Source organism: Blastococcus sp. URHD0036, assembly GCF_000701365.1.
Classification (GTDB): domain Bacteria; phylum Actinomycetota; class Actinomycetes; order Mycobacteriales; family Geodermatophilaceae; genus Trujillonella.
The window spans coordinates 328,515-351,990 of the sequence record NZ_JNIK01000016.1 but is presented as its reverse complement, the minus strand read 5'-3'; the positions used below and the strand labels follow the sequence as shown (position 1 = coordinate 351,990).

Here is a 23,476-nt window from a genome sequence, read left to right as displayed (position 1 = left end):
CGCCCGGCGAGGCCGCCGGACCGGCGCCGGTGGCCGGGGCGGCCGCGGCGGGGCTCCCCACGATCGGACCGGTCAGACCGAGAGGACCTGACGGCCGTCGTGCTGACCGCAGGTCGGGCAGGCCTGGTGCGGGGGCTTCAGCTCGCCGCAGGCCCGGTTCGGGCACGGCGACAGGGTGGGGGCGGTCGCCTTCCACTGCGAGCGGCGCGCGCGGGTGTTGCTGCGGGACATCTTCCGCTTCGGGACGGCCACGTCAGTTCTCCTTCGGGTTGCTACCGCCAGGAGTACCCGGCGGAGGTGTGAGCTTGCCGGCGAGGCCGGCCCAGCGGGGGTCGACCACGTCGTGCGAGTGGTCGTCGGGCAGGTCGTCGAGGCGCTCGCCGCAGTCGACGCATAGCCCCGAGCAGTCGTCGGTGCAGGTCGGCGACAGGGGCAGGGCCAGGACGACGGCGTCGCGCACCATCGGCTCGAGGTCGATGCGCTCGCCCTCGACCAGCCGCACCTCGTCCTCGTCGCTCGTGGCCTCGGTGGTGCTGCCCTCGTAGGCGAACAGCTCCTGCACGGGCAGGGAGAGGGTGTCCTCGATGTCGTCGAGGCAGCGGGCGCACTGGCCGACCAGCGGCGCCTCGACGGTGCCGGAGACCAGGACGCCCTCCATGACCGCCTCCAGCCGCAGGTGCAGCTGGACCGGCGCGCCCGCGGGCACCCCGATGAGCTCCACGCGGAAGCCCTCCGGCGCCGGCACGGTGCGCTCGAGCTCCTGCATCGACCCCGCCCGGCGGCCCAGCTCGCGCAGCTCGATCCGCCAGGGGTTGACGGAGAGACGCCGGGCGTCCGTGGACGCGGCGCCGGAGCGGGGCAGCGGTGCGGCAGGCATGTCGGTACTCGCGGGTCGGGAGAAGGGGGGAGGTCCGGCGGGGCTGTTCACCGCGGCCGGAGCAGCTGCCAAGACTACCCGATGGCCGCCGACGGGCGCCCGCCCCGCCGTCCGCCCCACCCAGCGGCCGGGTCGGCGACGATCAGCTTCCCTGATCATGCGGTGTCCTCCCTCACCGTGGGCCGTGAGGGAGGACGCTCGCCGATCAGGTCACCTGATCCCCGCGCGGGGTGGCCGTCCGCTCAGTCGCGGAGGTTCAGCCGGGCCTGCTCGACCGACCGCATCATGCGCTCGAGGGTGCCGCCGAAGTCGGCCAGGCGGCTGTCGACGTACTCGTCGACCTCGGCGCGCATGCGGGCGACCTCGCCGGCCGTCTGCGCCCCCAGCTCGTCGGCGCGCGCGACGGCGCCGCGGTAGACCTCGGTCTCGGTCACCAGCCGCTCGTGCTCCTGCGCGGCCACTGCGAGCAGCTGCACCTGCTGGGCCTGGGCGTCGGCGAGCACGGCCTCGTGGTGCAGGCGGGCCTCCTCGACCAGGCGGGCGGCCTCGGCCTCGGCCTCGGCGAGCAGGTCCTCGGCCGCGGCCTGCGCCTGGGCCAGGAGCTCGTCGCGCTGGCGGCGCGCGACCCCGAGGATCTCCTCGCGCTGGCGGCGGGCCGAGCCGACCAGCTGCTCGCTCTCCCCGCGGGTACGGCCGGTGAGGCGCTCGGCCTCGGCCTGCGCCTGCTCGAGGATCTCGGTGCGCTGCTCGACGATCCGGCCGGCCTGCTGCACCTCCTCGGGGAGGTTCTCCCGCAGCTCGTCGAGCAGGTCGAGGAGGTGGTCGCGCGGCACCATGCACGAACCGGACATGGGCACGCTCCGGGCGTGCTCGATGACCTGGCTCAGCTCGTCGACGACGTCGTAGAGCCGGTAGACGACCTCCGTCATGCGCCCTGCTCCCGTTGGGCCAGCAGCCGGTCGAGCACGGCCTTGGGCACGAGGCGGGAGACGTCCCCACCGAACTTCGCGATCTGCTTGACCAGGCTCGACGAGAGGTGGCCCACCTGCGGGGCGGTCGGCACGAAGAGCGTCTCGACGTGGGCGAGCTCGCGGTTCATCTGGGCCATCTGCAGCTCGTACTCGAAGTCGCCGACGGCGCGCAGGCCCTTCACGATCACCGGGATGTCGTGCTCGCGGCAGTAGTCGACCAGCAGCCCGTGGAAGCTGTCGACGGTGACGTTGGGCAGGTCCGCGCACGCCTCGCGCAGCAGCTCCATGCGCTCGTCGACGGTGAACAGTCCGGCCTTGCCGGGGTTGACCAGCACCGCCACGACGAGCTCGTCGTAGAGGCCGGCGGCCCGGGTGATGACGTCGACGTGCCCGTTGGTGACCGGGTCGAAGGACCCGGGGCAGACCGCACGCCTCACGATGCGCGACCGTACCGGAGCAGGGCCTCCCCGTAGCGGCGATCGCGGATCCCGGTCAGGGGTGTCGGCCACTCCCACGGCTGCTCGCGGCTGGACCGCTCGACCACCACCACGGCGTCCTCGGCCAGCCAGCCGCCGCCGGCCAGGGCGGTGAGCACCCCGAGGACCTCCTCGGGCGGCGTGGCGTACGGCGGGTCGGCCACCACCAGGTCGAAGCGGGCGGGCGGGGAACCGGCGACCACGGTGGGCACGGACCCGGCGACCACGCGCGCCCCGGGCAGCCCGACGGCCGCGACGTTCGCCCGCAGCACCGGCAGCACCCGCGGGCCGGACTCGACGAACACCACGTTCGACGCGCCGCGCGACAGCGCCTCCAGGCCGAGGGCCCCGGAGCCGGCGTACAGGTCCAGCACCGCCGCGCCGTCGAGGTCCACGAGCGAGGCGAGGCTGTTGAACAGCGCCTGGCGGGCCTTGTCACCGGTGGGCCGCACGCCCGACGGCGGCACCTTCAGCCGCCGCCCGCCGGCGACGCCGGAGATCAGCCGCGTCACGCCTTCTCCAGGTACTCGGCGCGCTCGTCGGTGGCCAGCGCGGCCACCTCCATCGCCAACCCCGGGTGGTCGGCGAGCCCGCGCTCGGTCGCCAGGAGTGCCGTCGCCTCGGTGCGGGCCCGGGCGATGAGCTCCTCGTCCTGCAGCAGCGACAGCAGCCGGATGCCCGAGCGGCGCCCGGACTGCGCGGCGCCGAGGACGTCGCCCTCGCGGCGGGTCTCCAGGTCCAGCCGGGCCAGCTCGAAGCCGTCGGAGGTGCCGGCCACGGCGGCCAGCCGCTGCCCGGTCGGCGAGGAGGTCGAGGCCTCCGAGACCAGCAGGCACAGCCCCGCGTGCTTCCCGCGGGCCACCCGGCCGCGCAGCTGGTGCAGCTGGCTCACCCCGAAGCGGTCGGCGTCCATCACGACCATGACGGTGGCGTTGGGTACGTCGACGCCGACCTCGACGACGGTGGTGGCCACGAGGACGTCGGTCTCCCCGGTGGCGAACGCCCGCATCCGCGCGTCCTTCTCGTCGGGGGTGAGCTTCCCGTGGAGGACGTCGAGCCGCAGCCCGGCCAGCGGCCCGCTCCGCAACGTCTCCGCGACGTCGAGCACCGCCAGCGGCGGCCGGCGCTCGGAGCCGTCGTCGGCCGGGGCGCCGTCGTCGTCCCCCGGCTCCTCCTCCGAGCCCGCCTTCTCGCCCTCCAGGTCGCCGATGCGCGGGCACACGACGTAGGCCTGCCGGCCGGCGGCGACCTCCTCGCGCAGCCGCTGCCACGCGCGGTCGAGCCAGGCGGGCTTCTCGCCCATCGGCACCACCGAGCTGGACACCCCGCCGCGGCCGCTGGGCAGCTGGCGCAGCGTGGAGGTCTCCAGGTCGCCGTAGACGGTCATCGCGACCGTCCGCGGGATCGGGGTCGCGGTCATCACGAGCACGTGCGGCGGGCGGTTGCCCTTGGCACGCAGGGCGTCGCGCTGCTCGACGCCGAACCGGTGCTGCTCGTCGACGACGACCAGGCCGAGGTCGGCGAAGTCGACGCCCTCCTGCAGCAGCGCGTGGGTGCCGATCACGATGCCGGCGCTGCCGTCGGCGACCGCGGCCCGCGCCTCCCGGCGGGCGGCGGCCTTCTGCGAGCCGGTGAGCAGCACGACGCGGGTGCCCGAGGCGTCGCCGTCGAGCTCGCCGGCCCGGCCGAGCGGACCGAGCAGGGCGGCGATGCCCCGGGCGTGCTGCGCGGCGAGCACCTCGGTCGGCGCCAGCAGGGCGGCCTGGCCGCCGGCGTCGACGACCTGGGCCATGGCGCGCAGCGCGACGACGGTCTTGCCCGAGCCGACCTCGCCCTGGAGCAGCCGGTGCATGGGGACGTCGCGGTCGAGCTCGACGGCCAGCTCCTCGCCGACCTCGCGCTGGCCCTCGGTGAGCGAGAAGGGCAGGGCGGCGTCGACGGCGTCGAGCAGCCCGCCGGCCCGGCGCGGGCGGGCGGTCCCGGGCTCGAGCGCGGCGGCCCGGCGGCGGGCGGCGAGGGTCAGCTGCAGGACCAGCGCCTCGTCCCACTTCAGCCGCTCGTCGGCCCGGTCGACGTCGGCCTGGGAGGTGGGCCGGTGCTTGTCCAGCAGCGCCGCGGGGAGGCTCGGCAGCCCGTGCCGCGCCCGGATCTCCTCGGGCAGCGGGTCCTGCACGAAGCCGAAGCCGCCGGCGGCGTCCAGCAGCAGCTTGATCGAGCGCTGGATCACCCAGCTGCTGACCTCCTTGCTCGCCGGGTACAGCGGGATGAGGGCGCGGGCCCAGTCCTCGTCGTCGTCACCGGTGATGAGGTGGAAGTCGGGGTGGGCGAACTGCTTGCTGTTGCGGTACTCCCCCACCGTTCCGGCGAACAGGCCCCAGTCGCCCTCGCGCAGCTGGGCGTGCCGGTGGTTGAAGAAGACCAGCTGCATCGTCCCGGCGCCGTCGCCGACGGTGACCTCGGTCAGCGATCCCCGGCGCTGGCGCATCTGCCGCGTGGTGACCTTGCGGACCTGGGCCAGGACCGTGACGCGGTCCCCGACCTGCAGGTCGTCGAGGCGGGCCATCTCGCCCCGCTTGGCGTAGCGCCGCGGGTAGTGCCGGAGCAGGTCGCGCACCGTGTGCAGGCCCAGCGAGGTCGCCATGGCCTTGGCGGTCTTCGGGCCGAGGACCTTGGACAGGTCGGTGGTCAGGTCGACCGCCACTCACTCCACCCCCACCAGCAGCGGCACCCCCGCCGCTCCGCCGTCGTAGCGCACGACCTCGACCGTCGGGTGCGCGACGGACAGGTGCCGGCAGGCGGCGTCGCCCAGCTCGGCGTCCGGCCCGACCACGAGGGTGGCCAGCTCACCGCCGGCCGACAGCAGCCGGTCGAGCAGCTCGCAGGCGACCGCGAGCCGGTCGGGCCCGATGACGACGACGTCGCCCTCGGCGGAACCGAGCGTGTCCCCGGGCTGGCAGCGGCCCGCGCTGGTCAGCGCCTCCTGCTCGGCGACGGTGATCTCCGCCCAGCGGGTGGCCGCGGCGGCCTCGGCCATGGTCACGACGTCGTCGCCGAAGTGCCGCGAGGGGTCCGCGACGGCCAGGGCCGCCAGCCCCTGCACCGGCGAGCGGGTCGGGAGGACGGCGACCTCGCGGCCCAGCTCCCGGGCGCGGACGGCGGCGCGGGAGGCCACCGCCGCCAGCTCCGCGTCGTTGGGCAGCACGACCACCGCGGCGGCCGTGGACCCGAGCACCTCGTCGAGCACGTCGTCCTCGGTCACGCCGCCGGGCCCGCAGGTGACCACGAAGACCCCCTCGGCGGCGAAGAGCTCGGCCAGCCCCTCGCTGGGGGCGATCGCGACGACGGCACGGGTGCCCTGCACCGGCGCGGCGGGCGGGACCGGCGCCAGCGGGGTGACCGAGATGCGGTACGGCCGGCCCGCCTCGATGCCCGCCTCGATCGCCGCACCGACGTCGGCGCAGTGCACGTGCACGTTCCACTCGCGCCCCGTGGGGGTGTCGACGCCGACGACGACGAGGCTGTCACCGAGGGCCGCCAGCCGGGTCTGCAGCCGGGCGACGGCGGACTCGTCGGCGTCGGCCAGGAGGTACTGCACCTCGCTGCCCGGGCCCGCCGGCGGCTGGTGCGGCACGTCGCGGTCGCCCGGGTGGTGATGGTGGTGGTGCCCGCCCGGTCCGGCCTCGTGGCGGTCGGCCCGGCGACCCAGCGACGGACGGGCCGGCTCGACCCCGGTGACGGTGGTGACCAGGGCGTCGAGCACCAGGCACAGGCCGGCACCACCGGCGTCGACCACCCCCGCGTCGCGGAGCACGGCCAGCTGACCGGGCGTCGCCTCCAGGGCGACGCGGGCGCCGTCGGCCGCGGCGCGGACCACGTCGGCGAGGTCGGTGCGGCCCTCGGCGGCTGCGGCGACCGCGGCGTCCCCGCCGGCCCGGGCCACCGTGAGGAAGGTGCCCTCCTCGGGCTCGGCCACCGCCCCGTAGGCGGTGTCGGCCGCCCCCTGCAGCGCCTTCGCGAAGGCCGGCCCGTCGGCCGGACCCGCGGCCAGCTGGTCGGCCAGGCCGCGCATCAGCTGGGCGAGGATGGTGCCGGAGTTGCCCCGGGCGCCGAGCACCGCGCCGCGGGCCAGCACCGTCCAGGCCGACTCGCCCGGGCCCTCGCCCGCCGCGTCCAGCGCCGCGAGCGCCGCCTCGGCGGTGAGCAGCAGGTTCGTGCCGGTGTCACCGTCGGGCACCGGGAAGACGTTGAGCTCGTCGAGCCGGCTCCGGGCCTCGGACAGCGCGGCGACCGCGGCCCGGCACCACCGGCCGGCCGCGGCGTCGTCCAGCACCGGCAGCACGGGCGGAGAGTACCCACGCGGACCGACCGGACCGGGGCGCGCGACACCGTCCCGGAGGAGCGGCTAGACTGGCCGACGGTCTGTACGCGGTCGCCGTCCGAGCGCCGCCGTGAAGTGAAACGAATCTCTGGGAGTGATCCGCCGTGGCTGCCGTGTGCGATGTGTGTGGCAAGGGCCCCGGTTTCGGTATGTCGGTGTCGCACTCGCACCGCCGCACGCCGCGCCGTTGGAACCCGAACATCCAGTCCGTGCGGGCCCTCGTGGCTCCCGGCAACCGTCGCCGGATCAACGCGTGCACCTCGTGCATCCGCGCCGGCAAGGTCGTCCGCGCGTAACAGCGGACATCCGTACGGAACGAGAGACCCCGGGGACCAGCGGTCCCCGGGGTCTCTCGCGTCGGCGCTGGACGCTCAGTGGCCGCCGATGCCGCGGGCCCGCGCGGCGCTGACCACCAGGTCCACCAGGGAGTCCAGCGGGAACGCCGTCCCGTCCAGGACCAGGTGGTAGTTGCGCGGCGAGCGCGAGTCGACCCGGTAGAAGTGCCGGACGTAGGCCTCGCGGGCGCGGTCGTTGGCCTCCAGTTCGCGGCGGACCTCCTGGCGGGGCCGCCCCGTCCGGGCGACGACCGCCGACACCCGGCGCTCCACCGGGCCGTCCAGCCGCACGTGCAGCGCGTCGGAGCGGTCGTGCAGCACCAGCGCCGCCGCCCGCCCGAGCACCACTCCCCCGACGCCGGCCGCGATCTCGCCCAGCACCCGCTCGGTCTGCTCGCGGAACGCCCGCTCGTCGGGCACCCCGGTCATCGGCACGACGCCGCCCACCGGGTCGGGCACGCTGCCCAGCGAGGCGACCAGCCGCCACAGCCCGCGGGCCACCCGCTCGTCGTTCTCCTCCGCCTCCTCGACGGGGACGCCGAGCCGCCCGGCGACCTGGAAGGGGATCGCCCGGTCGTGGAAGGGCAGTCCCAGCCGTTCGGCGACCGCCGGACCGACGTCCACCCCGCCGGCGCCGTAGGACGCCGAGATCGTCACGACGCCCACGACTGCTCCTCGCTGGTCAGGTGCTTGCCGAGGAAGACGGCCCCCGGCGAGTCGGCGTAGATCCCGTACCCGGGCACCGCCCGGTAACCACGCCCGGCGTACAGCGCCAGCGCCTCCGGCTGACGGTCCCCGGAGTTCAGCACGACCGACCGGTGTCCGGCCAGCGCCGCGCTGGACTCCAGCGCGTCCATCAGCAGACCGGCCAGCCCCAGCCGGCGGGCCGACGCCGCCACGTACACCCGCTTGACCTCGACCACGCCCGGGGAGTGCACCCGCCAGGCCCCGCAGCCGACCGGCTCGCCGTCGGCCTCGGCGACCAGGAACAGCCCCTCCGGCGGCACGAACTCCGCGGGGTCGACGGCGGCCTCGTCCGGCCCGCCGTAGCGGGTGACGTACTCCTGCTGCACCGCCGCGACCAGCGCCCGGGCGACCGGGGAGTCGTACCCCGTCGCGCGGAACCGCACGGTCCGGCCGTCGGGCAGCACGTGCCCGGCATCGTCCGCAGTGGCCCCGTCATCCGAAGTGCGCATGTCCCGTTCCTCCCGCCCCGAGCCCGGCCGCGACCTCCGCGGCCGGACGGCCGTCGACCCGCACCCCGGGGTCCCCGTCGGCTGCCCGCACCGCGCCGATGACCGACCAGCCGGGAGGCAGCGTCGCATCCGCCGGGAAGGTGGCCAGCAGCGCGTGGTCCTCTCCGCCGGTCAGCACCCAGCGGAGCGGATCCACGCCGAGCGCCGCCCCGACCTGCTGCAGCGGCCCCGGGGGCTCCAGGGTGGCCGCCGCCAGCGCCGCCGCGTCGACGTCCACGACCACGCCGCTGGCGTCGGCGAGGTGCCCGGCGTCCGACAGCAGCCCGTCGCTGACGTCGCACATCGCGGTGGCGCCGGCGTCGGCGGCCGCCGGGCCGGCCGCGTACGGCGGCTCGGGACGACGGTGCGCACGCACCGCCGCCAGTGGGCTGGAGAAGCCCCGCCGCAGCACCGCCAGCCCGCAGGCCGACCAGCCCAGCCGGCCGGCCAGCGCCAGCACGTCCCCGGGCGAGGCGCCCGACCGCAGCACCGGCCGCCGGCCGCCGAGGTCGCCCAGCGCGGTCACCGAGAGGACGACGGCGCCGCTGTCCGGGGCGGAGGCCACCGTGTCGCCCCCGACGACCGCCGCGCCGAGCGGACCGGCCTCGGCGGCCAGCCCGTCGGCCACCGCCTCCAGCCAGGCGGTGGGCGTGTCCCCGGGGCAGGCCAGCCCGACCAGCAGCGCGGTGGGGACGGCGCCCATGGCCGCGACGTCGGCCAGGTTCGCCGCCGCGGCCTTGTGCCCGACGTCGAGGCCGGTCGACCAGTCGCGGCGGAAGTGCCGGCCCTCGACCAGGACGTCGGTCGTGGCGACCACCCGGCCGTCGGGCGTCCGCACGACCGCGGCGTCGTCGCCGGGCCCGACCTCGGTGGCCCGGGCGACACCGGCCCGGGCCACGACGCGGTCGATGAGGGCGAACTCGCCGAGGGCCGCGACGGTCTCCCCCGGCGGTCCGGGAGCAGATGGCCGTGTCACGGGGTGCCTCCGATCACTGGGGTAGGTTGCGAGCCGCACCGCCGCCCGGCCGCCGCATCCCGGCGGCAGCGCTGCCCGAGGAAGGTTCTCCCGTGGTCCACGCCTACATCCTGATCCAGACCGAGGTCGGCAAGGCCGCTCAGGTGGCCACGACCATCGCCGACATCGCCGGGGTCACCAAGGCCGAGGACGTCACGGGCCCCTACGACGTCATCGTCCGGGCCGAGGCGGAGACCGTCGACGAGCTGGGTCGCCTGGTCGTCGCGCGGGTGCAGTCGGTCGACGGCATCACCCGCACGCTGACCTGCCCCGTCGTCAACATCTGAGCCGCTGACCGAGCGCCCCGGGCCGGAGCAGGACGACGAGGCGGCGGACCCGGCCGCGCAGCAGACCCCCGCAGGCCCCGACCCGCTGCGCCGCGCCTCCCTGCTGGTGACGGCGGTCGTCGTCCCGGTGCTGGTCGTGCTCCTCGTGCTGGCCAACCTGCGCGACGACGAGCCCGACGACCCGCCCGTCGACGTCAGCGGGCCCAGCGCCTCCGCCCGCGCCGACCTGCCGGTGCTCGAGGTCCCGGTGCCGGCGCCGACGCCCGAGACCGACGCCGCCTGCCCGCGGTTCATGACCGACCTGCCGGTCGAGCTGGCCGGGCAGCGGTCCCGACCCGTCCGGTCCGACACCCCCTACGCCTACGCCTGGGGAGAGCCGGCGATCGTGCTGCGCTGCGGGGTCGAACGCCCCGCGGCCTTCGTGCTGGACTCGCAGGTCTTCGACATCAACGGCGTCACCTGGTTCGTCGACGACTCCGACCCGGACCACGTGCTGTACACGGCGGTCGACCGGCCGGTGTACGTCGAGCTGTCCGTGCCCCCCACCGTCAACAGCGGACCGGTGGCCACGCTGAGCCCGCTCATCAGCGCCACGATGGCCCGCCAGGAGCCGCAGCCCGGCGACGGGTGATCAGTCCGGCAGCCGGGCCAGCTGCTCGGCGACGACGGCGGCGACCTCGTCGGTGGCCGCCTCCACCGAGCCCCCCGGCGTGCCGGTCACCGCGCTCACGGCCACGCTGAAGACCCCGGAGCCGCACCAGGCGAACGCCGCCGGGCCGGTGAGCCGCGTCTCCGGGTCCGGGTGCGCGACCGTGAGCAGCCGGCAGCCCCGGGGCAGCCCCGGCGGGCCGTGCTGCAGCATGCCGGCGTAGTAGTCCGCGCCGTCGGCGGCCAGGTCCTCGGCATAGGCCGCCGCCGCGGGAGCACCGTCGAACTCGTCGACGAAGACGCTGGTGACGGTGCCGCCCGGCGTCCCCCAGAAGCGCTCCCAGCCGAACCGGTAGCCGTAGTCCTCCAGGACCTGCCGCTCGTAGCCCGGGTCGTCGGCGTAGCCCGCCACGTCCTCCACCGTCTTCGGCCCCGCCGGCGGGTCGACGTCGTCGTCGGCGACGCGGACCAGGCCCGACGGCACCTCCGTCACCAGCAGGGCGGCGAGCTCCTCCGGCGTCTCCGGGACGGCCTCGGACCCGGCGGTCGAGGTCGGCGCCGCGTCGGTGCCCTCCCCGTCGCCGGAGGAGCACCCGGCCGACGCGAGGAGGCCGAGGACGGCGAGGAGGGCGGGCAGCGGAGCGCCGGGGAGCGAGCGCCGCCGGCGGGTCACCGAGCGGCCGGACCCGCGAGCGCGTCCGCCAGCAGCCGGTCGACCAGCTCCGGGTAGGCGACCCCGCTGGCGGCCCACATCCTCGGGAACATCGAGATCGGCGTGAACCCCGGCATCGTGTTCACCTCGTTGATGACCAGCCGGTCGGCGCCGTCGGCATCGGTGCCCAGGAAGAAGTCGACCCGCGCCAGGCCCTGGCAGTCCATCGCCAGGTAGGCGCGGGTGGCGGTCCGCTGCACCAGGAGGGTCTGCTCCGGGGTGAGGTCGGCCGGCACGTCGAACTCCACGGCGTCGTCGAGGTACTTCGCGTCGAAGTCGTACCAGTCGGTCCCCGGCTTGAGCCGGATCTCCGCGGGCTGGCTGGCCTCCGGCAGGCCGCCGCCGCGGCCGGCGAGCACCCCGCACTCGACCTCGCGGCCCGGCACCGCGGCCTCGACGACGACCTTGGGGTCGATCGCCCTCGCGGTCGCCACCGCGCCGGGGAACTGCGCCCAGTCGGTCACCTTCGTGATGCCGATGCTGGAGCCGGCGCGGGAGGGCTTGACGAAGACCGGCAGGCCCAGCCGCTCCCGGGCCGCCTCGTCGAGGACGGCGGGGTCGGGGCAGAGCGCACCGGAGGCGTCGCGCAGGACGACGTGGTCGCCCTGGGGCAGGCCCGCCGCGGCGAGGAGCTTCTTCGTGAACTCCTTGTCCATCGAGGCCGCGCTGGCGAACACCCCGGAGCCGACGTAGGGCAGGCCGCTCATCTCCAGCTGGCCCTGGATCGTGCCGTCCTCACCGAAGGCCCCGTGCAGCACCGGGAAGACGACGTCGACCTCGACCAGCCGGGCGTCGTCCCCGAGCGGGAGCAGGCCGCGGCCACCGGGGTCGCCGACGAGCGTGACCGGCGTCCCCCCGGTCACCTCGGGCAGCTCCCCGCCGACGATCGCCAGCCGCTGCTCCGGGTCGGCGAGCACCCACCCGCCGTCGCGGGTGATGCCCACCCGGACGACCTCGTAGCGGTCGGGGTCGACGGCCGCGAGCACGCTCCCGGCCGAGACGCAGGAGATCGCGTGCTCGGCGCTGCGACCGCCGAACACCACCGCGACGCGCAGCTTCCGTGCCTGTCCGCTCATCGCCAGCGACCCTAGTCGAGCAGTTCGCGCCCGCCCGGACGGCGGCGTGGCGGGCCGCGCGGGAGGCCGGGCGGGGGGCTGTGTGGGAGCCTCGTCGCCGATGTCCGGAGACCCTGCACCGACCGCGCCGCCCTCCCGCGGGCTGCGGCTGGCCGGGGCGCTCGTGCACCTCTACACCGCGCTGGGCACGGTCCTGGGCTTCCTCATCGTCGTCGCGGCGATCGACGGCGACGTCGAGGCCGCGCTGTGGCTGGGGCTGGCCGCGCTGTTCGTCGACGGCACCGACGGCATGCTGGCCCGCCGGGCGCAGGTGAAGGTGACCTACCCCTGGTTCGACGGCGCGCTGCTGGACAACATCGTCGACTACCTCACCTACGTCTTCGCGCCCGTCGTGCTGCTCTGGACGACCGGGCACCTCCCCGAGGGCCTCCCCGGGTACGTGCTGGCGGCGCTGCCCCTGCTCGCCTCCTGCTACCAGTTCTGCCGGGTGGACGCGAAGACCGAGGACCACACCTTCCTGGGCTTCCCGAGCTACTGGAACGTCGTCGCCTTCTACGCGATCGTGCTGGACGTGAGCGAGCCCGTCCTCGCGGTGTCCCTCGTCGTCTTCTCGGTGCTGGTGTTCGTCCCGATCCGCTTCCTGTACCCCTCGCGCAGCGGTGCGCTGCGGACGCTGAGCCTGGTCCTCTCCGCCGTCTGGGCGGTCACCTACGCCGTCCTGCTCGCGCAGTACCCGGACCCGCACCCGCTGGTGGTCGCGGTGTCCCTGGCCTACCTCGTCTACTACTGGGGCGTCAGTCTCTGGCTCACCGCCGTAGCGGCCCGCCGCCGGCGGGCGGAGGCGGTCCCGGCCTGAGCCGCTCAGCCGCGGCGGCGGGGGTCGCGCACCACGAGCTCGACGTTGCGGTCCCGCGGGCCGCCGGCCAGACCCGAGCCGAGACCCGCCCAGGGGACGTTGGCCGACAGTTCCCGGTGCAGCGAGGCCAGCGCCCGCGGATCGCGGGCGGCCGGGTCGAGCGCCTCGGGCGGGACGGCGGGGCTGTCGTGGTCGAGCATCGTGCAGACCAGCGACAGGGTGCCGTCGCCGTTGTCCAGGAACTCCACCAGCCGGGCCTGCCCCGGCCAGTCCACGACGGCGCAGGTGGTGACCTCCCAGAACCCGCGGCCGGGCTCCTCCGGGGAGTGCCACGGCCGGACCTCGCTGACGTGGGTGTGCCCGTTGAGCCAGAGGACGACGTTCGGGTGCCGGTGCAGCAGGTCGACCAGGTCCGGCCCCCCGAGCAGCCCCTCCTCACCGGCCGGAACGGCGCGGAAGGCCTCGGCGCGGGTCAGCGTCGTCGACCCGTGGTGGGAGAGCAGCACGACCAGCCGGTCGGCGTTGCCGGTGTCGACGCGGGTGCCGTCGGGCTCCAGGTAGGACGACGACACCTCCCGCAGCCGGTCGACCAGCCACCGCGACTGGACGGCGTCCACCGAGCCGGCGCTGCCCCCGGTGACCTGCGTGGTGTCCAGGCAGATGACCCGCACGCCGGGGAGGCCGTCCCAGGCGTAGTACGCCGTGCCGTCCCGGTAGTTGTCCGGGGTGAAGCCGTGCCCCTCGGGCGTGCCGGGGTCGGAGAGGTGCGCGGCGACGAAGGACCGCCGGTCGACGATCCGGCGGTCGGCCAGCGGGGTGATCGTGCGCGACGGGGCGGTGGTGAAGACCTCCGAGGAGTGCGTGAACAGGGCGACGGCGTCCTCCAGCGGCAGGTCCGGCGCGATCTCCACCGGCTTCTGGTCGGCCAGGAGGTACTCCTGCAGCGCCGGGGTCGGCACGCCCACGCCCTGGATGAGCGCCTCGTGGTTGCCGTGGCAGCCCAGCCACGGCAGCCGCAGCCCCTCGGCGGCGAACCCGGCGAACGCCGCCTCGAGGAGGCCGGGACGGTGCGGGAAGCCGTGCCGGTCGCGGAACAGGTCGGGCTCACCGTCGACGTCCGGCCGCCAGAACAGGTCGTGCGGCCAGCCCGCTGCCTGCACGCCGTCGTAGGCGGTGAGCCCTGCGCCGGGGTACACGACGCCGCCGGCGAGCAGGTCCAGGTACAGCGAGAGCTCGTTCCACTGGGCGTTGTCGATCGCGTCGCCGGTGGTGACGACGACCTGCAGCGGGTGCCCGGTGCGCGGCCCGCCGCGGACGGCGTTGAGGGTGCGCACCAGCGCGTCGATCGCGTGCGCCGTCAGCGCCTCCTGCGGCCGCTGCATCGGCACCAGGGCCGCCATCCGCGGGTCGGCGGCGAACCGGTTGAAGAACTCGAACCGCGCCGGCGAGCAGACGTCGGCCAGCTGCATGTCGGTGACGTGCGCCAGGCACCCGATCGCCTCGACACCGGTGCGCGGCGGCTCCCACGTCGAGCCGACCAGCTCCCGGCGCAGGTGGTGCGGCTCGCCGGGCTGCCAGGCCAGGGCGTGGTACGGGGTGTCCCGGCCCAGGCGCAGCACCTCGCCGGCACCGAGCACCCGGTCCAGCGTCGTGCGGCTCAGCGGACGCCTCCCTGCGCCGGGTCCTGCGCGCGACCCCCGAGCGCCGACGCCAGGCCCGCGGCGAGGTCGGCCACCACGTCGGTGGTGTCCTCGATGCCGCAGGAGAAGCGCACGAACCCCGGGGCCACGGCGTCCCCGCCCCACTGCGCGCGGCGGTCCAGCGTGCTGTGCAGGCCCCCGAAGCTGGTCGCCGCCGCCCAGAGCCGGCACCCGGCGAGCAGCCGGCCGACCGCTGCCTCGTCCGGCAGCTCCGCCGACACCACGCCGTTGGGCCGCAGCATCTGCCGGGCGGCCAGCTCGGCCGAGGGGTCCCCGGCGAGCCAGGGCCAACGCACCCCGGTCACGCCCGGTGTGCCCGCCAGCAGCTCCGCCACCGCGCGGGCGTTCTCGGCCTGCCGCGCCAGCCGCAGGTCCAGCGTCCCCATCGAGCGGTGCCCCAGCCACGCCTCGAACGGGCCGGGGTTGCCGCCGGTCCGGTCGCGCCAGCCCTTGAGGCGGCCGTGGACGTCGTCGTCGGTCGTGCTGACGTGCCCGAGCAGCAGGTCGCTGTGCCCGGTCAGCGCCTTGGTGTCCGAGCCGACCGTCATGTCCGCGCCGAGGGCCAGCGGGCGCTGGCCGAGCGGGGTGGCCGTGGTGTTGTCGACGGCGAGCAGCGCGCCGGCCGCCCGGGTCGCGCGGGCCACCGCGGCGATGTCGCAGACGTCGAGCTCGGGGTTGCTGGGCGTCTCCAGCAGCACCAGCCGGGCGCCGTCGAGGTCGCCGCGGGCCGCGACGGCCCCGATCTCCAGGGTGGGCACGTACTCGACCCGGAGCCCGAACCGCGTCAGCTCCTCGGCGCCCAGCAGCCGGGTGGCGTAGTAGCCGTCCGAGGGCAGCACAACCCGGTCGCCGGCCGCGGTGACCGCCAGGACGGCGGCGCTGATCGCCGCCATGCCGGTGGCGAAGGACAGGCAGCGGCCGCCGTCGAGCTCGCCCAGCGCCCCCTCCAGCGCCCGCAGCGTGGGGTGCTCGGTGCGGGCGTAGGCGTCGGCGCCACCGGTGCGCGGCGGCTGGTCGGCCAGGTGGAACGGGGCGGCGAAGACCGGCGAGGGGCGCAGCGGGGCGCCGGCGACCGGGGCGTCCTCCCCCGCCCGCACCGAGCGGGTCCCGTCGCCCCAGCCGGGGAGGCTCATTCCGGCTTCGCTTCGCGGGACATGATCTCCTTCACCATCTGCCCGGCGGAGACGCCCTCGTGGCAGACCCGCACCACGGCCTCGGTGATCGGCATGTCCACGCCGTGGGCGCGGCCGAGGTCCATGACCGGGCGGCAGCTCTTGACCCCCTCGGCCGTCTGGCGGGTGCTCTTCTGCACCTCCTCCAGCGACATGCCGCGGCCCAGCTTCTCGCCGAAGGTGCGGTTCCGGGACAGCGGTGAGCTGCAGGTGGCCACGAGGTCCCCCAGTCCGGCGAGCCCGGCGAACGTGGTCAGCTCCGCGCCCAGGGCGGCGCCCAGCCGGGCGGTCTCGGCCAGTCCGCGGGTGATGAGCGAGGCGCGGGTGTTGTCGCCGAACCCCATGCCCTCGGCCACGCCGCAGGCCAGCGCGATCACGTTCTTCACCGCCCCGCCCAGCTCGCAGCCCACTAGGTCGGTGTTGGTGTACGGCCGGAAGTAGGGGGTCAGGCAGGCAGCCTGGATCGCCGCGGCACGGTCGTGGTCGGGACAGGCGATGACCGTGGCGGCCGGCTGTTCCTCGGCGATCTCGCGGGCGAGGTTCGGCCCGGACAGCACCGCCACCCGGTCCGGCCCGGCGCCGGTGACCTCGCAGATGACCTCGCTCATCCGCTTGGTGCTGCCCAGCTCGATGCCCTTCATGAGCGACAGCAGGCTCGCGTCGGGCGGGAGCAGCGACGTCCAGGCGGTCAGGTTGTCCCGCAGCGACTGCGACGGCACCGCCAGGACGACGACGTCGGCACCCTCGAGCGCCTCGGCCGCGTCGCTCGTCGCGCGCAGCGACTCCGGCAGCCGGACCCCCGGCAGGTAGTCGGCGTTCTCCCCGTCGGCGCGGATCGACGCGGCCAGCTCCGGACGGCGGGCGTGCAGCACGACCGTGCTGCCGGCGTCGGCGAGCACCTTCGCGAACGCCGTCCCCCACGACCCGGCCCCGAGGACGGCGACGCGGGCCGGCCCGGCAGCTGTCACGCCGCGGCCCCCGGCAGCGCCGTGCCCGGGCGGGGGGCGAAGCCGGCCGGCGCCGGCTCGTCGCGGAGCTCGGCCAGCTGGTCGCGGACCCGGCCCATGATCAGGTCGGTGGTGTCGCGCAGCAGGTCCGGGGTCAGCGCCCGGCCGGCGCGCACCTCGGCGCGCAGCGACTCCAGGTCGACGGGCTCGCCGACCAGGTAGTCCGCCGGCCGCCGCGGGCGCAGGTGCAGCTTCTTGGCGTGGTAGTCGTGCACCCGGTGCGGCCCCCACTGGGCCACCGGGACGACCGGCGCGTCGGTCGTGAGCGCCAGTCGCGCGACACCGGTCCGGGACTGCATGGGCCACCAGTCCGGGTCACGGGTGACCGAGCCCTCCGGATAGATGACGACGACGTTGCCCGCGGCCAGGTCGAGGCGGGCCTGCTCGACGGACCGTGCGGCGTCGGAGGTGCCGCGGACGACCGGGATCTGCCCGGCCTTGAGCAGCAGCGTCCCGAAGAGCCCCTTGAACAGCGCGTCCTTGATGAGGAAGTGCGGCACGCGGCCGTGGTCCCAGATCAGGCGCGCGCAGGCCAGCGGGTCCAGCACCGAGACGTGGTTGGCGACCACGAGGACCGGGCCGCGGGCGGGGAGGCGGTCGCCGTGGCGGTAGCGGAGCCGGAAGAACAGGGACGCGGCCGGGTAGACGATCGCGACTCCCAGCCACAGTGCCCAGGGGATGTGGCCCCGGGTCTGCCACTTCGACGGGCGGCGGGCGACGCCGGCCTCTCCGGTCGGGTGCCCCGCGACCTCCGGGGACGACTCCTGCGCCACCGGCCCCCCTCTCGCTCGCTGTGATCCCCACCATGATCGACCCTGCGAGGGGGCCGGCCCGTCACCGGGGTCCCCGCGCGCGACGGCTGTCCCCGCCCGGTGTGCTCACATTGTGGCCGTGGAGTGGTCCGTCGTCGTCCCCGCCAAGCGGTTGGCGGTGGCCAAGACCCGTCTCGCGCCCCTCACGGCGGCGGCGCCGGGGCGGCACGGGGACCTCCACGCCGACCTGGTCCTCGCCCTCCTCGCCGACACCGTCACCGCCGCCCTGGCCGTGGCCGACGGCGACGTCGTCGTCACCGACGTCGTCGTCGTGACCGACGACGCCCGGGCGGCGGCGGTGGTCTCCGGGCTGGGGGCGCGCACGGTCGGCGACGAGCCCGACCGCGGGCTCAACCCCGCGCTCACCCACGGCGCACGCGCGGCCCGCACCGCCGCGGTCGCCGCGTTGTCGTCGGACCTGCCGGCGTTGCGACCCGCAGAGCTGGCAGCCGCCCTCCGCGCCGCGGAGGGGACCGGCCGCGCGCTGGTCACCGACGCGGCGGGCACCGGCACCACCCTGCTGGCCGCCCGCGACGGCGACCTGCTCCCCCGCTTCGGCGCGGGCTCGGCCGCCGCGCACACCGCGGACGGCGCGCTGCCGCTGCCCGGGGACTGGCCCGGCCTGCGCCGTGACGTCGACACCGAGGCCGATCTGGTCGCCGCGGTGCGGCTGGGGGTCGGCCGGCACACCGCCGCCCTGCTGCCCCGGTTGCCGTCGTCGATCCCACAGCGCTGAACAGGGCCGATCCCCCGGAGGTCGCCCTCCGTTCACCTTCCTGCGGCACGATGGCGACGTGGCCGAGACGACGACGACCGAAACGCCCGCCGCTCGAGCCGAGCTGCCGCCGGACCGCTTCCTCAACCGGGAGCTGTCCTGGCTGGACTTCAACGCGCGGGTGCTCGAGCTCGCCGAGGACGACTCCCTGCCCCTGCTGGAGCGGATGAAGTTCCTGGCCATCTTCGCCAGCAACCTCGACGAGTTCTTCATGGTGCGGATCGCGGGGCTCAAGCGGCGGCAGAGCACCGGCCTCACGGTCCGCTCGCCCGACGGGCTGACCATCCGCGAGCAGCTGGCCCGGGTCACCGAGCGCACCCAAGAACTCGTGCACCGGCAGAGCGACTGCTTCGCGTCCTCCGTCCGGCCGCAGCTGGAGCAGGCCGGCGTCCGCATCGTCCACTGGGACGACCTCGACGACGCCGAGGCGCTGCGCCTGCGGGAGTACTTCCGCGACCAGGTCTTCCCGGTGCTGACCCCGCTGGCGGTCGACCCGGCGCACCCGTTCCCCTACATCAGCGGGCTGTCGCTGAACCTCGCCGTCTCCGTGCGCGACCCCGACACCGGCGCCCCCCGGTTCGCCCGCCTCAAGGTGCCCAACAACGTGCCCCGCTTCGTCCGGGTGGGCTCCGGCACCGCGCCGGACGCCGCGTCGGCGGTCTTCCTCCCGCTGGAGGACCTGATCGCCGCGCACCTGCAGCAGCTGTTCCCCGGCCTGGACGTGCTCGACCACCACGTGTTCCGGGTGACCCGCAACGCCGACCTGGAGGTCGAGGAGGACCGCGACGAGGACCTCCTGCAGGCCCTGGAGCGGGAACTGGCCCGGCGCCGGTTCGGCCCGGCCGTGCGGCTGGAGGTCCACGAGACGATGGACCCGCGGATCCTCGACGTGCTGGTCTCCGAGCTGGAGGTCGGTCCGCAGGACGTCGTCACCGTGCCCGGGCTGCTCGACCTGGCCGCGCTGATGGCGCTCTACGACCTCGACCGCCCGGAGCTCAAGGACGAGCCGTTCGTGCCGGCGACCCACCCCCGGCTGTCGGAGGGCGAGACCCCGAAGAGCGTCTTCGCCACCCTGCGCGAGGGCGACGTGCTCGTCCACCACCCGTACCACTCGTTCGCGACGAGCGTGCAGCGGTTCATCGAGCAGGCCGCCGCCGATCCGGACGTCCTGGCGATCAAGCAGACGCTCTACCGCACGTCGGGTGACTCCCCGATCGTGACCGCGCTGATCGAGGCGGCCGAGGCCGGCAAGCAGGTCGTCGTCCTCGTCGAGATCAAGGCGCGCTTCGACGAGGAGGCCAACATCAGCTGGGCCCGCGAGCTGGAGCGGGCCGGCTGCCACGTCGTCTACGGCCTGGTCGGCCTCAAGACCCACTGCAAGACGGCGCTCGTGGTCCGGCGGGAGGGCGGCGTGATCCGCCGGTACTGCCACATCGGCACCGGCAACTACAACCCCAAGACCGCGCGGATCTACGAGGACCTGGGCATCCTCACCGCCGACCCGCGGGTGGGCGCCGACCTGACGGACCTCTTCAACACCCTCACCGGGTACTCCCGCCAGACCAGCTACCGGCAGCTCATGGTGGCGCCGCACAGCATCCGCTCCGGCCTGGTGGAGAAGATCCGCCGGGAGGCCCGGCACGCCGCCGAGGGGCGGCCGGCCCGCATCCGGCTGAAGGCGAACTCCCTGGTCGACGAGAAGACCATCGACACCCTCTACGAGGCCTCGCGCGCCGGCGTGCCGGTGGAGTTGTTCATCCGCGGCATCTGCGCGCTGCGCCCCGGCGTCCCCGGCCTGTCGGAGAACATCCGCGTGCACTCCATCGTGGGCCGCTTCCTCGAGCACTCGCGGGTCTTCCACTTCGCCAACGGCGGCGAGGGCGAGTGGTGGATCGGCAGCGCCGACCTCATGCACCGCAACCTCGACCGGCGGGTGGAGGTGCTGCTGCGCGTCTGCGAGGAGGACGCCCACCGCCAGCTGCAGTCGATGTTCGACTCCGCGATGGCCGACGACGTCGGCTGCTGGCAGCTCGGGCCGGACGGCACCTGGACCCGCCACAAGGGCCGCGACCACCAGGCCGGGCTGGTCGCCGTCGTCGCCGAGCAGGCGGGCTGACGGCGGTGTCCGACGGCCTCATCCCGGCGGCCGGCGGTGCCGTGTGGCGGCGCACGCCCGCCGGCGGCATCGAGACCGCGGTCGTGCACCGGCCCCGCTACGACGACTGGTCGCTGCCCAAGGGCAAGCACGACCCGGGCGAGTCGCTGCTCGAGACCGCCGTCCGCGAGGTGGGCGAGGAGACCGGCTGCTCGGTCGTCGTCGGCCGGCGCAGCGTCCGCACGCAGTACGCGGTGGAGGGCGGCACCAAGCGGGTCGACTACTGGCTGATGGAGGCCGTCGGCGGCACCTTCGAGCCCGGGGACGAGACCGACGACCTGCGCTGGCTCCCAGTGGACGACGCCACGGCCACGGTCACCCACGACCACGACCGCGCCGTGCTGGCCGACCTCGCCCGCACCGACGTCCCCCGTTCGCCCACGCTGCTGCTGGTGCGGCACGCGAAGGCCGGCAGCCGGTCGGAGTGGGACGGCGACGACGACCTGCGCCCGCTCGACCCCCGAGGCCGGCGGCAGGCCCGCCGGCTGGCCGAGGTGCTGCCGCTGTTCGCCCCGACCGCGGTGCTGACCGCCGAGCGGACCCGCTGCCGGGAGACCGTCGAGCCCCTGGCCGAGGTGCTGGGGCTGCCGGTGCAGCCGCTGCCGGAGGTCGGCGAGGAGGAGTTCGCCGCCGATCCGCAGGCGGGGCTGGCCGCGGTGGAGCGGTTCCTGGAGACGCGCCCGGCACCCGGCGTCACCGTGGTGTGCAGCCAGGGCGGCGCGATCCCCTCGATGCTGATGGCCCTCGGCGTCCGCTGGGCCGGCGTGGCGGGTGCGCTGTGGCCCCCGGCGACCAAGGGCAGCACGTGGGCCCTCGGCGGCCGGCCCGGGGCGCTGCTGGCCGACTACTACCGAGACTTCCCGATCGACCCCGAGACCTGAGCGGAGTGCGAGGAGCGAGGGAACCTCGCCCCTCGCACTCCGCTCGGGGTCAGGCGGGGAGCGCGGGGAGGGCCTTCGGCTTCCAGGCCGGCCGGGTGGCCTCGTAGGACTGGATGTCGTCGAGGTGCCGCTCGGTCAGGCCGACGTCGTCCAGGCCCTCGAGCAGCCGCCAGCGGACGTAGTCGTCGATCTCGAACGGCACGGTCGTGTCGCCGTAGGAGACCGCCTTCGCCCGCAGGTCGACCGTCACCGGCAGCGCCGGGTCGGCCTCGATCGCGTTCCACAGCGCCTCGACCTGGTCCTGCGGGAGGATCACCGTCAGCAGCCCGGCCTTGGTCGAGTTGTTGCGGAAGATGTCGGCGAACCGCGAGCTGATGACGACCCGGAAGCCGCCGTCCAGCAGCGCCCAGTTCGCGTGCTCGCGCGAGGAGCCGGTGCCGAAGTCCGGGCCGGCGACCAGGATCGAGGCGTCGGCGTACTGCGGCTGGTTGAGCACGAAGTCGGGCTCGTTGGTCCGCCAGGCGATGAACAGACCGTCCTCGAAGCCGGTCCGGGTGATCCGCTTGAGGTACTCGGCCGGGATGATCTGGTCGGTGTCGACGTTGCTGCGGCGCAGCGGGGCGGCCGTGCCGGTGTGGGTGGTGAAGGCGTCCATGTCGGGGAACTCCAGCGGTCAGGCGTCGACGGACGCGAGGTCGGCGGGCGCGGCCAGGTGGCCGGTGAGCGCGGTGGCCGCGGCGACGGCCGGGGACACCAGGTGGGTGCGCCCGCCCTTGCCCTGCCGGCCCTGGAAGTTGCGGTTGCTGGTGGAGGCCGACCGCTCCCCCGGCGCCAGCTGGTCGGGGTTCATGCCCAGGCACATCGAGCACCCCGCGCCGCGCCACTCGGCGCCGGCGTCGAGGAAGACCCGGTCCAGGCCCTCGGCCTCGGCCTGCGCCTTGACCGCCACCGAGCCCGGGACGACGAGCATCCGGGTGTTCGCGTCGATCCGCCGGCCCTTCAGCAGCTCGGCGGCGACCCGCAGGTCCTCGATCCGGCCGTTGGTGCAGGAGCCCAGGAAGACGGTGTCGACGGCGACCTCGCGCAGCGGCGTGCCGGGGGTCAGCCCCATGTAGGCCAGGGCGCCCTCGACGTCGCGGCGCTCGTCCTCGTTCGCGTAGTCGGCCGGGTCGGGTACCCGCCCGGCGATCGGCAGGCCCTGGCCCGGGTTGGTGCCCCAGGTGACGAACGGCGTCAGCGAGGCGGCGTCGATGTGCACCTCGTGGTCGAAGACGGCGCCCTCGTCGGTGCGCAGGGTCGACCAGTACTCGACCGCGGCGTCCCAGTCCGCGCCCTGCGGCGCGTGCGGACGGCCCTGCAGGTAGTCGAACGTGGTCTGGTCCGGCGCGATGAGCCCGGCCTTGGCGCCGGCCTCGATCGACATGTTGCAGATGGTCATCCGGGACTCCATCGACAGCTTCTCGATGGCGCTGCCGCGGTACTCGATCACGTAGCCCTGGCCGCCGCCGGTCCCGATCTGGGCGATGACAGCGAGGATGACGTCCTTCGCGCTCACGCCGGGGGGCAGCTCGCCGTCGACCGTGACCGCCATCTGCTTGGGGCGGTACTGCGGCAGCGTCTGCGTGGCCAGCACGTGCTCGACCTCGCTGGTGCCGATCCCGAACGCCAGCGCCCCGAACGCGCCGTGGGTCGAGGTGTGGCTGTCGCCGCAGACGATCGTCATGCCCGGCTGGGTGAGGCCCAGCTGCGGGCCGATCACGTGCACGATGCCCTGGTCGCGGTCGCCCATGGGGGCCAGCCGGATGCCGAACTCGGCGGCGTTGCGGCGCAGCGCGTCGACCTGGGCGCGGCTCACCGGGTCGGCGATCGGCGCGAGGATGTCGAGCGTGGGGACGTTGTGGTCCTCGGTCGCCATCGTGAGGTCGGGACGGCGCACCGTGCGGCCGGCGGCCCGCAGCCCGTCGAAGGCCTGGGGGCTGGTGACCTCGTGCACGAGGTGCAGGTCGATGTAGAGGAGATCGGGCTCGCCCGCGGTGCTGCGCACGACGTGGGCGTCGTAGACCTTCTCGGCCAGGGTCTTGGGCACTGCTGGGTCCCTCCGGTCAGCT

General features: G+C 75.3%; 25 protein-coding genes. 7 read left to right on the top strand and 18 right to left on the bottom strand.

All coding sequences use genetic code 11. The features are described 5' to 3' along the window. Positions 1-72: 72 nt before the first annotated feature. From rpmF to N555_RS0118005, 7 genes are all read right to left on the bottom strand, one after another. Entirely contained in the window at positions 73-252 is a 180-nt protein-coding gene (rpmF, locus tag N555_RS0118035) for a 50S ribosomal protein L32 (protein WP_029432892.1), read from the bottom strand. A 1-nt stretch (position 253) separates the two neighbouring features. Then, complete coding sequence (locus N555_RS0118030; protein WP_029432891.1) at positions 254-877, bottom strand: YceD family protein; 624 nt, start codon at positions 875-877, stop codon at positions 254-256. A 242-nt stretch (positions 878-1,119) separates the two neighbouring features. Continuing rightward, on the bottom strand, positions 1,120-1,806 hold the full coding sequence (locus N555_RS0118025; protein ID WP_029432890.1) for a hypothetical protein: 687 nt from the start codon (positions 1,804-1,806) through the stop codon (positions 1,120-1,122). Continuing rightward, the gene (coaD, locus tag N555_RS0118020; protein ID WP_029432889.1) at positions 1,803-2,285 is read right to left on the bottom strand and encodes a pantetheine-phosphate adenylyltransferase; all 483 of its coding nucleotides are present in this window, start codon (positions 2,283-2,285) and stop codon (positions 1,803-1,805) included. Before coaD ends, N555_RS0118025 begins: the two co-directional genes overlap by 4 nt. Then, a complete protein-coding gene (gene rsmD / locus N555_RS0118015) occupies positions 2,282-2,836 on the bottom strand; it encodes a 16S rRNA (guanine(966)-N(2))-methyltransferase RsmD (RefSeq protein WP_029432888.1) in 555 nt (184 codons plus the stop codon). Before rsmD ends, coaD begins: the two co-directional genes overlap by 4 nt. Next, positions 2,833-5,025 (bottom strand): ATP-dependent DNA helicase RecG, encoded by a 2,193-nt coding sequence (gene recG / locus N555_RS0118010; protein WP_029432887.1) that lies wholly within the window; start codon positions 5,023-5,025, stop codon positions 2,833-2,835. The genes rsmD and recG overlap by 4 nt, the downstream gene beginning before the upstream one ends. Then, complete coding sequence (locus tag N555_RS0118005; protein WP_029432886.1) at positions 5,026-6,663, bottom strand: DAK2 domain-containing protein; 1,638 nt, start codon at positions 6,661-6,663, stop codon at positions 5,026-5,028. It lies immediately after the preceding gene. Between the two features lie 143 nt (positions 6,664-6,806). Here N555_RS0118005 and rpmB point away from each other — a divergent pair, with 143 nt between their 5' ends. Next, positions 6,807-6,998, top strand: coding sequence for a 50S ribosomal protein L28 (rpmB, locus tag N555_RS0118000; protein WP_012950027.1), 192 nt, complete (start codon positions 6,807-6,809; stop codon positions 6,996-6,998). A 75-nt stretch (positions 6,999-7,073) separates the two neighbouring features. On the opposite strand, the gene N555_RS0117995 is transcribed toward rpmB, so the two are convergent. From N555_RS0117995 to N555_RS0117985, 3 genes are read right to left on the bottom strand one after another with little or no spacing between them, the layout of a single operon-like run. Continuing rightward, entirely contained in the window at positions 7,074-7,703 is a 630-nt protein-coding gene (locus tag N555_RS0117995) for a cytidylate kinase-like family protein (protein ID WP_029432885.1), read from the bottom strand. After that, on the bottom strand, positions 7,691-8,233 hold the full coding sequence (locus N555_RS0117990; protein ID WP_029432884.1) for a GNAT family N-acetyltransferase: 543 nt from the start codon (positions 8,231-8,233) through the stop codon (positions 7,691-7,693). Before N555_RS0117990 ends, N555_RS0117995 begins: the two co-directional genes overlap by 13 nt. Further along, a complete protein-coding gene (locus tag N555_RS0117985; RefSeq protein WP_029432883.1) occupies positions 8,217-9,248 on the bottom strand; it encodes a thiamine-phosphate kinase in 1,032 nt (343 codons plus the stop codon). The genes N555_RS0117990 and N555_RS0117985 overlap by 17 nt, the downstream gene beginning before the upstream one ends. A 92-nt stretch (positions 9,249-9,340) precedes the next feature. On the opposite strand from N555_RS0117985, the gene N555_RS0117980 reads away from it, so the two are divergent. Together N555_RS0117980 and N555_RS0117975 are read left to right on the top strand one after the other, a co-directional pair. Continuing rightward, on the top strand, positions 9,341-9,574 hold the full coding sequence (locus N555_RS0117980) for an Lrp/AsnC ligand binding domain-containing protein (RefSeq protein WP_029432882.1): 234 nt from the start codon (positions 9,341-9,343) through the stop codon (positions 9,572-9,574). Positions 9,575-9,680: 106 nt separating this feature from the next. Next, a complete protein-coding gene (locus tag N555_RS0117975) occupies positions 9,681-10,205 on the top strand; it encodes a DUF3515 domain-containing protein (protein ID WP_029432881.1) in 525 nt (174 codons plus the stop codon). Here the strand turns inward: N555_RS0117975 and N555_RS0117970 are convergent, their stop codons facing one another. Continuing rightward, positions 10,206-10,895, bottom strand: coding sequence for a hypothetical protein (locus tag N555_RS0117970; protein WP_029432880.1), 690 nt, complete (start codon positions 10,893-10,895; stop codon positions 10,206-10,208). Next, positions 10,892-12,010, bottom strand: a complete 1,119-nt coding sequence (locus N555_RS0117965; RefSeq protein WP_029432879.1) for a D-alanine--D-alanine ligase family protein — start codon at positions 12,008-12,010, stop codon at positions 10,892-10,894. Before N555_RS0117965 ends, N555_RS0117970 begins: the two co-directional genes overlap by 4 nt. Before the next feature lie 100 nt (positions 12,011-12,110). Between N555_RS0117965 and N555_RS0117960 the strand changes: the two genes are divergently transcribed. Beyond that, on the top strand, positions 12,111-12,866 hold the full coding sequence (locus N555_RS0117960; RefSeq protein WP_051684220.1) for a CDP-alcohol phosphatidyltransferase family protein: 756 nt from the start codon (positions 12,111-12,113) through the stop codon (positions 12,864-12,866). Between the two features lie 5 nt (positions 12,867-12,871). Here N555_RS0117960 and N555_RS0117955 read toward each other — a convergent pair whose 3' ends face one another. From N555_RS0117955 to N555_RS0117940, 4 genes are read right to left on the bottom strand one after another with little or no spacing between them, the layout of a single operon-like run. Continuing rightward, complete coding sequence (locus N555_RS0117955) at positions 12,872-14,503, bottom strand: TIGR03767 family metallophosphoesterase (RefSeq protein ID WP_051684200.1); 1,632 nt, start codon at positions 14,501-14,503, stop codon at positions 12,872-12,874. 20 nt (positions 14,504-14,523) lie between these two features. Next, the gene (locus N555_RS0117950; protein ID WP_034511262.1) at positions 14,524-15,699 is read right to left on the bottom strand and encodes a cystathionine gamma-lyase; all 1,176 of its coding nucleotides are present in this window, start codon (positions 15,697-15,699) and stop codon (positions 14,524-14,526) included. Next, entirely contained in the window at positions 15,696-16,706 is a 1,011-nt protein-coding gene (locus N555_RS0117945) for an NAD(P)H-dependent glycerol-3-phosphate dehydrogenase (RefSeq protein WP_029432875.1), read from the bottom strand. Before N555_RS0117945 ends, N555_RS0117950 begins: the two co-directional genes overlap by 4 nt. Then, positions 16,703-17,518 carry a lysophospholipid acyltransferase family protein gene (locus tag N555_RS0117940; RefSeq protein ID WP_051684199.1) on the bottom strand — a complete coding sequence of 272 codons (816 nt, stop codon included), beginning with the start codon at positions 17,516-17,518 and terminating at the stop codon, positions 16,703-16,705. The genes N555_RS0117945 and N555_RS0117940 overlap by 4 nt, the downstream gene beginning before the upstream one ends. A gap of 118 nt (positions 17,519-17,636) precedes the next feature. On the opposite strand from N555_RS0117940, the gene cofC reads away from it, so the two are divergent. From cofC to N555_RS0117925, 3 genes are read left to right on the top strand one after another with little or no spacing between them, the layout of a single operon-like run. Then, positions 17,637-18,293, top strand: coding sequence for a 2-phospho-L-lactate guanylyltransferase (cofC, locus tag N555_RS0117935; RefSeq protein WP_231502967.1), 657 nt, complete (start codon positions 17,637-17,639; stop codon positions 18,291-18,293). Positions 18,294-18,351: 58 nt separating this feature from the next. Continuing rightward, positions 18,352-20,448: an RNA degradosome polyphosphate kinase gene (locus N555_RS0117930; RefSeq protein WP_156036408.1), complete on the top strand. Its 2,097-nt coding sequence runs from the start codon at positions 18,352-18,354 to the stop codon at positions 20,446-20,448. Between the two features lie 5 nt (positions 20,449-20,453). Continuing rightward, positions 20,454-21,368 carry an NUDIX hydrolase gene (locus N555_RS0117925; RefSeq protein WP_231502965.1) on the top strand — a complete coding sequence of 305 codons (915 nt, stop codon included), beginning with the start codon at positions 20,454-20,456 and terminating at the stop codon, positions 21,366-21,368. A gap of 49 nt (positions 21,369-21,417) precedes the next feature. Here the strand turns inward: N555_RS0117925 and leuD are convergent, their stop codons facing one another. Both leuD and leuC read right to left on the bottom strand, forming a co-directional pair. After that, positions 21,418-22,023 (bottom strand): 3-isopropylmalate dehydratase small subunit, encoded by a 606-nt coding sequence (gene leuD, locus N555_RS0117920; RefSeq protein WP_029432871.1) that lies wholly within the window; start codon positions 22,021-22,023, stop codon positions 21,418-21,420. Positions 22,024-22,041: 18 nt separating this feature from the next. Continuing rightward, positions 22,042-23,454, bottom strand: coding sequence for a 3-isopropylmalate dehydratase large subunit (gene leuC / locus N555_RS0117915; protein WP_029432870.1), 1,413 nt, complete (start codon positions 23,452-23,454; stop codon positions 22,042-22,044). Between the last annotated feature and the right edge of the window lie 22 nt (positions 23,455-23,476).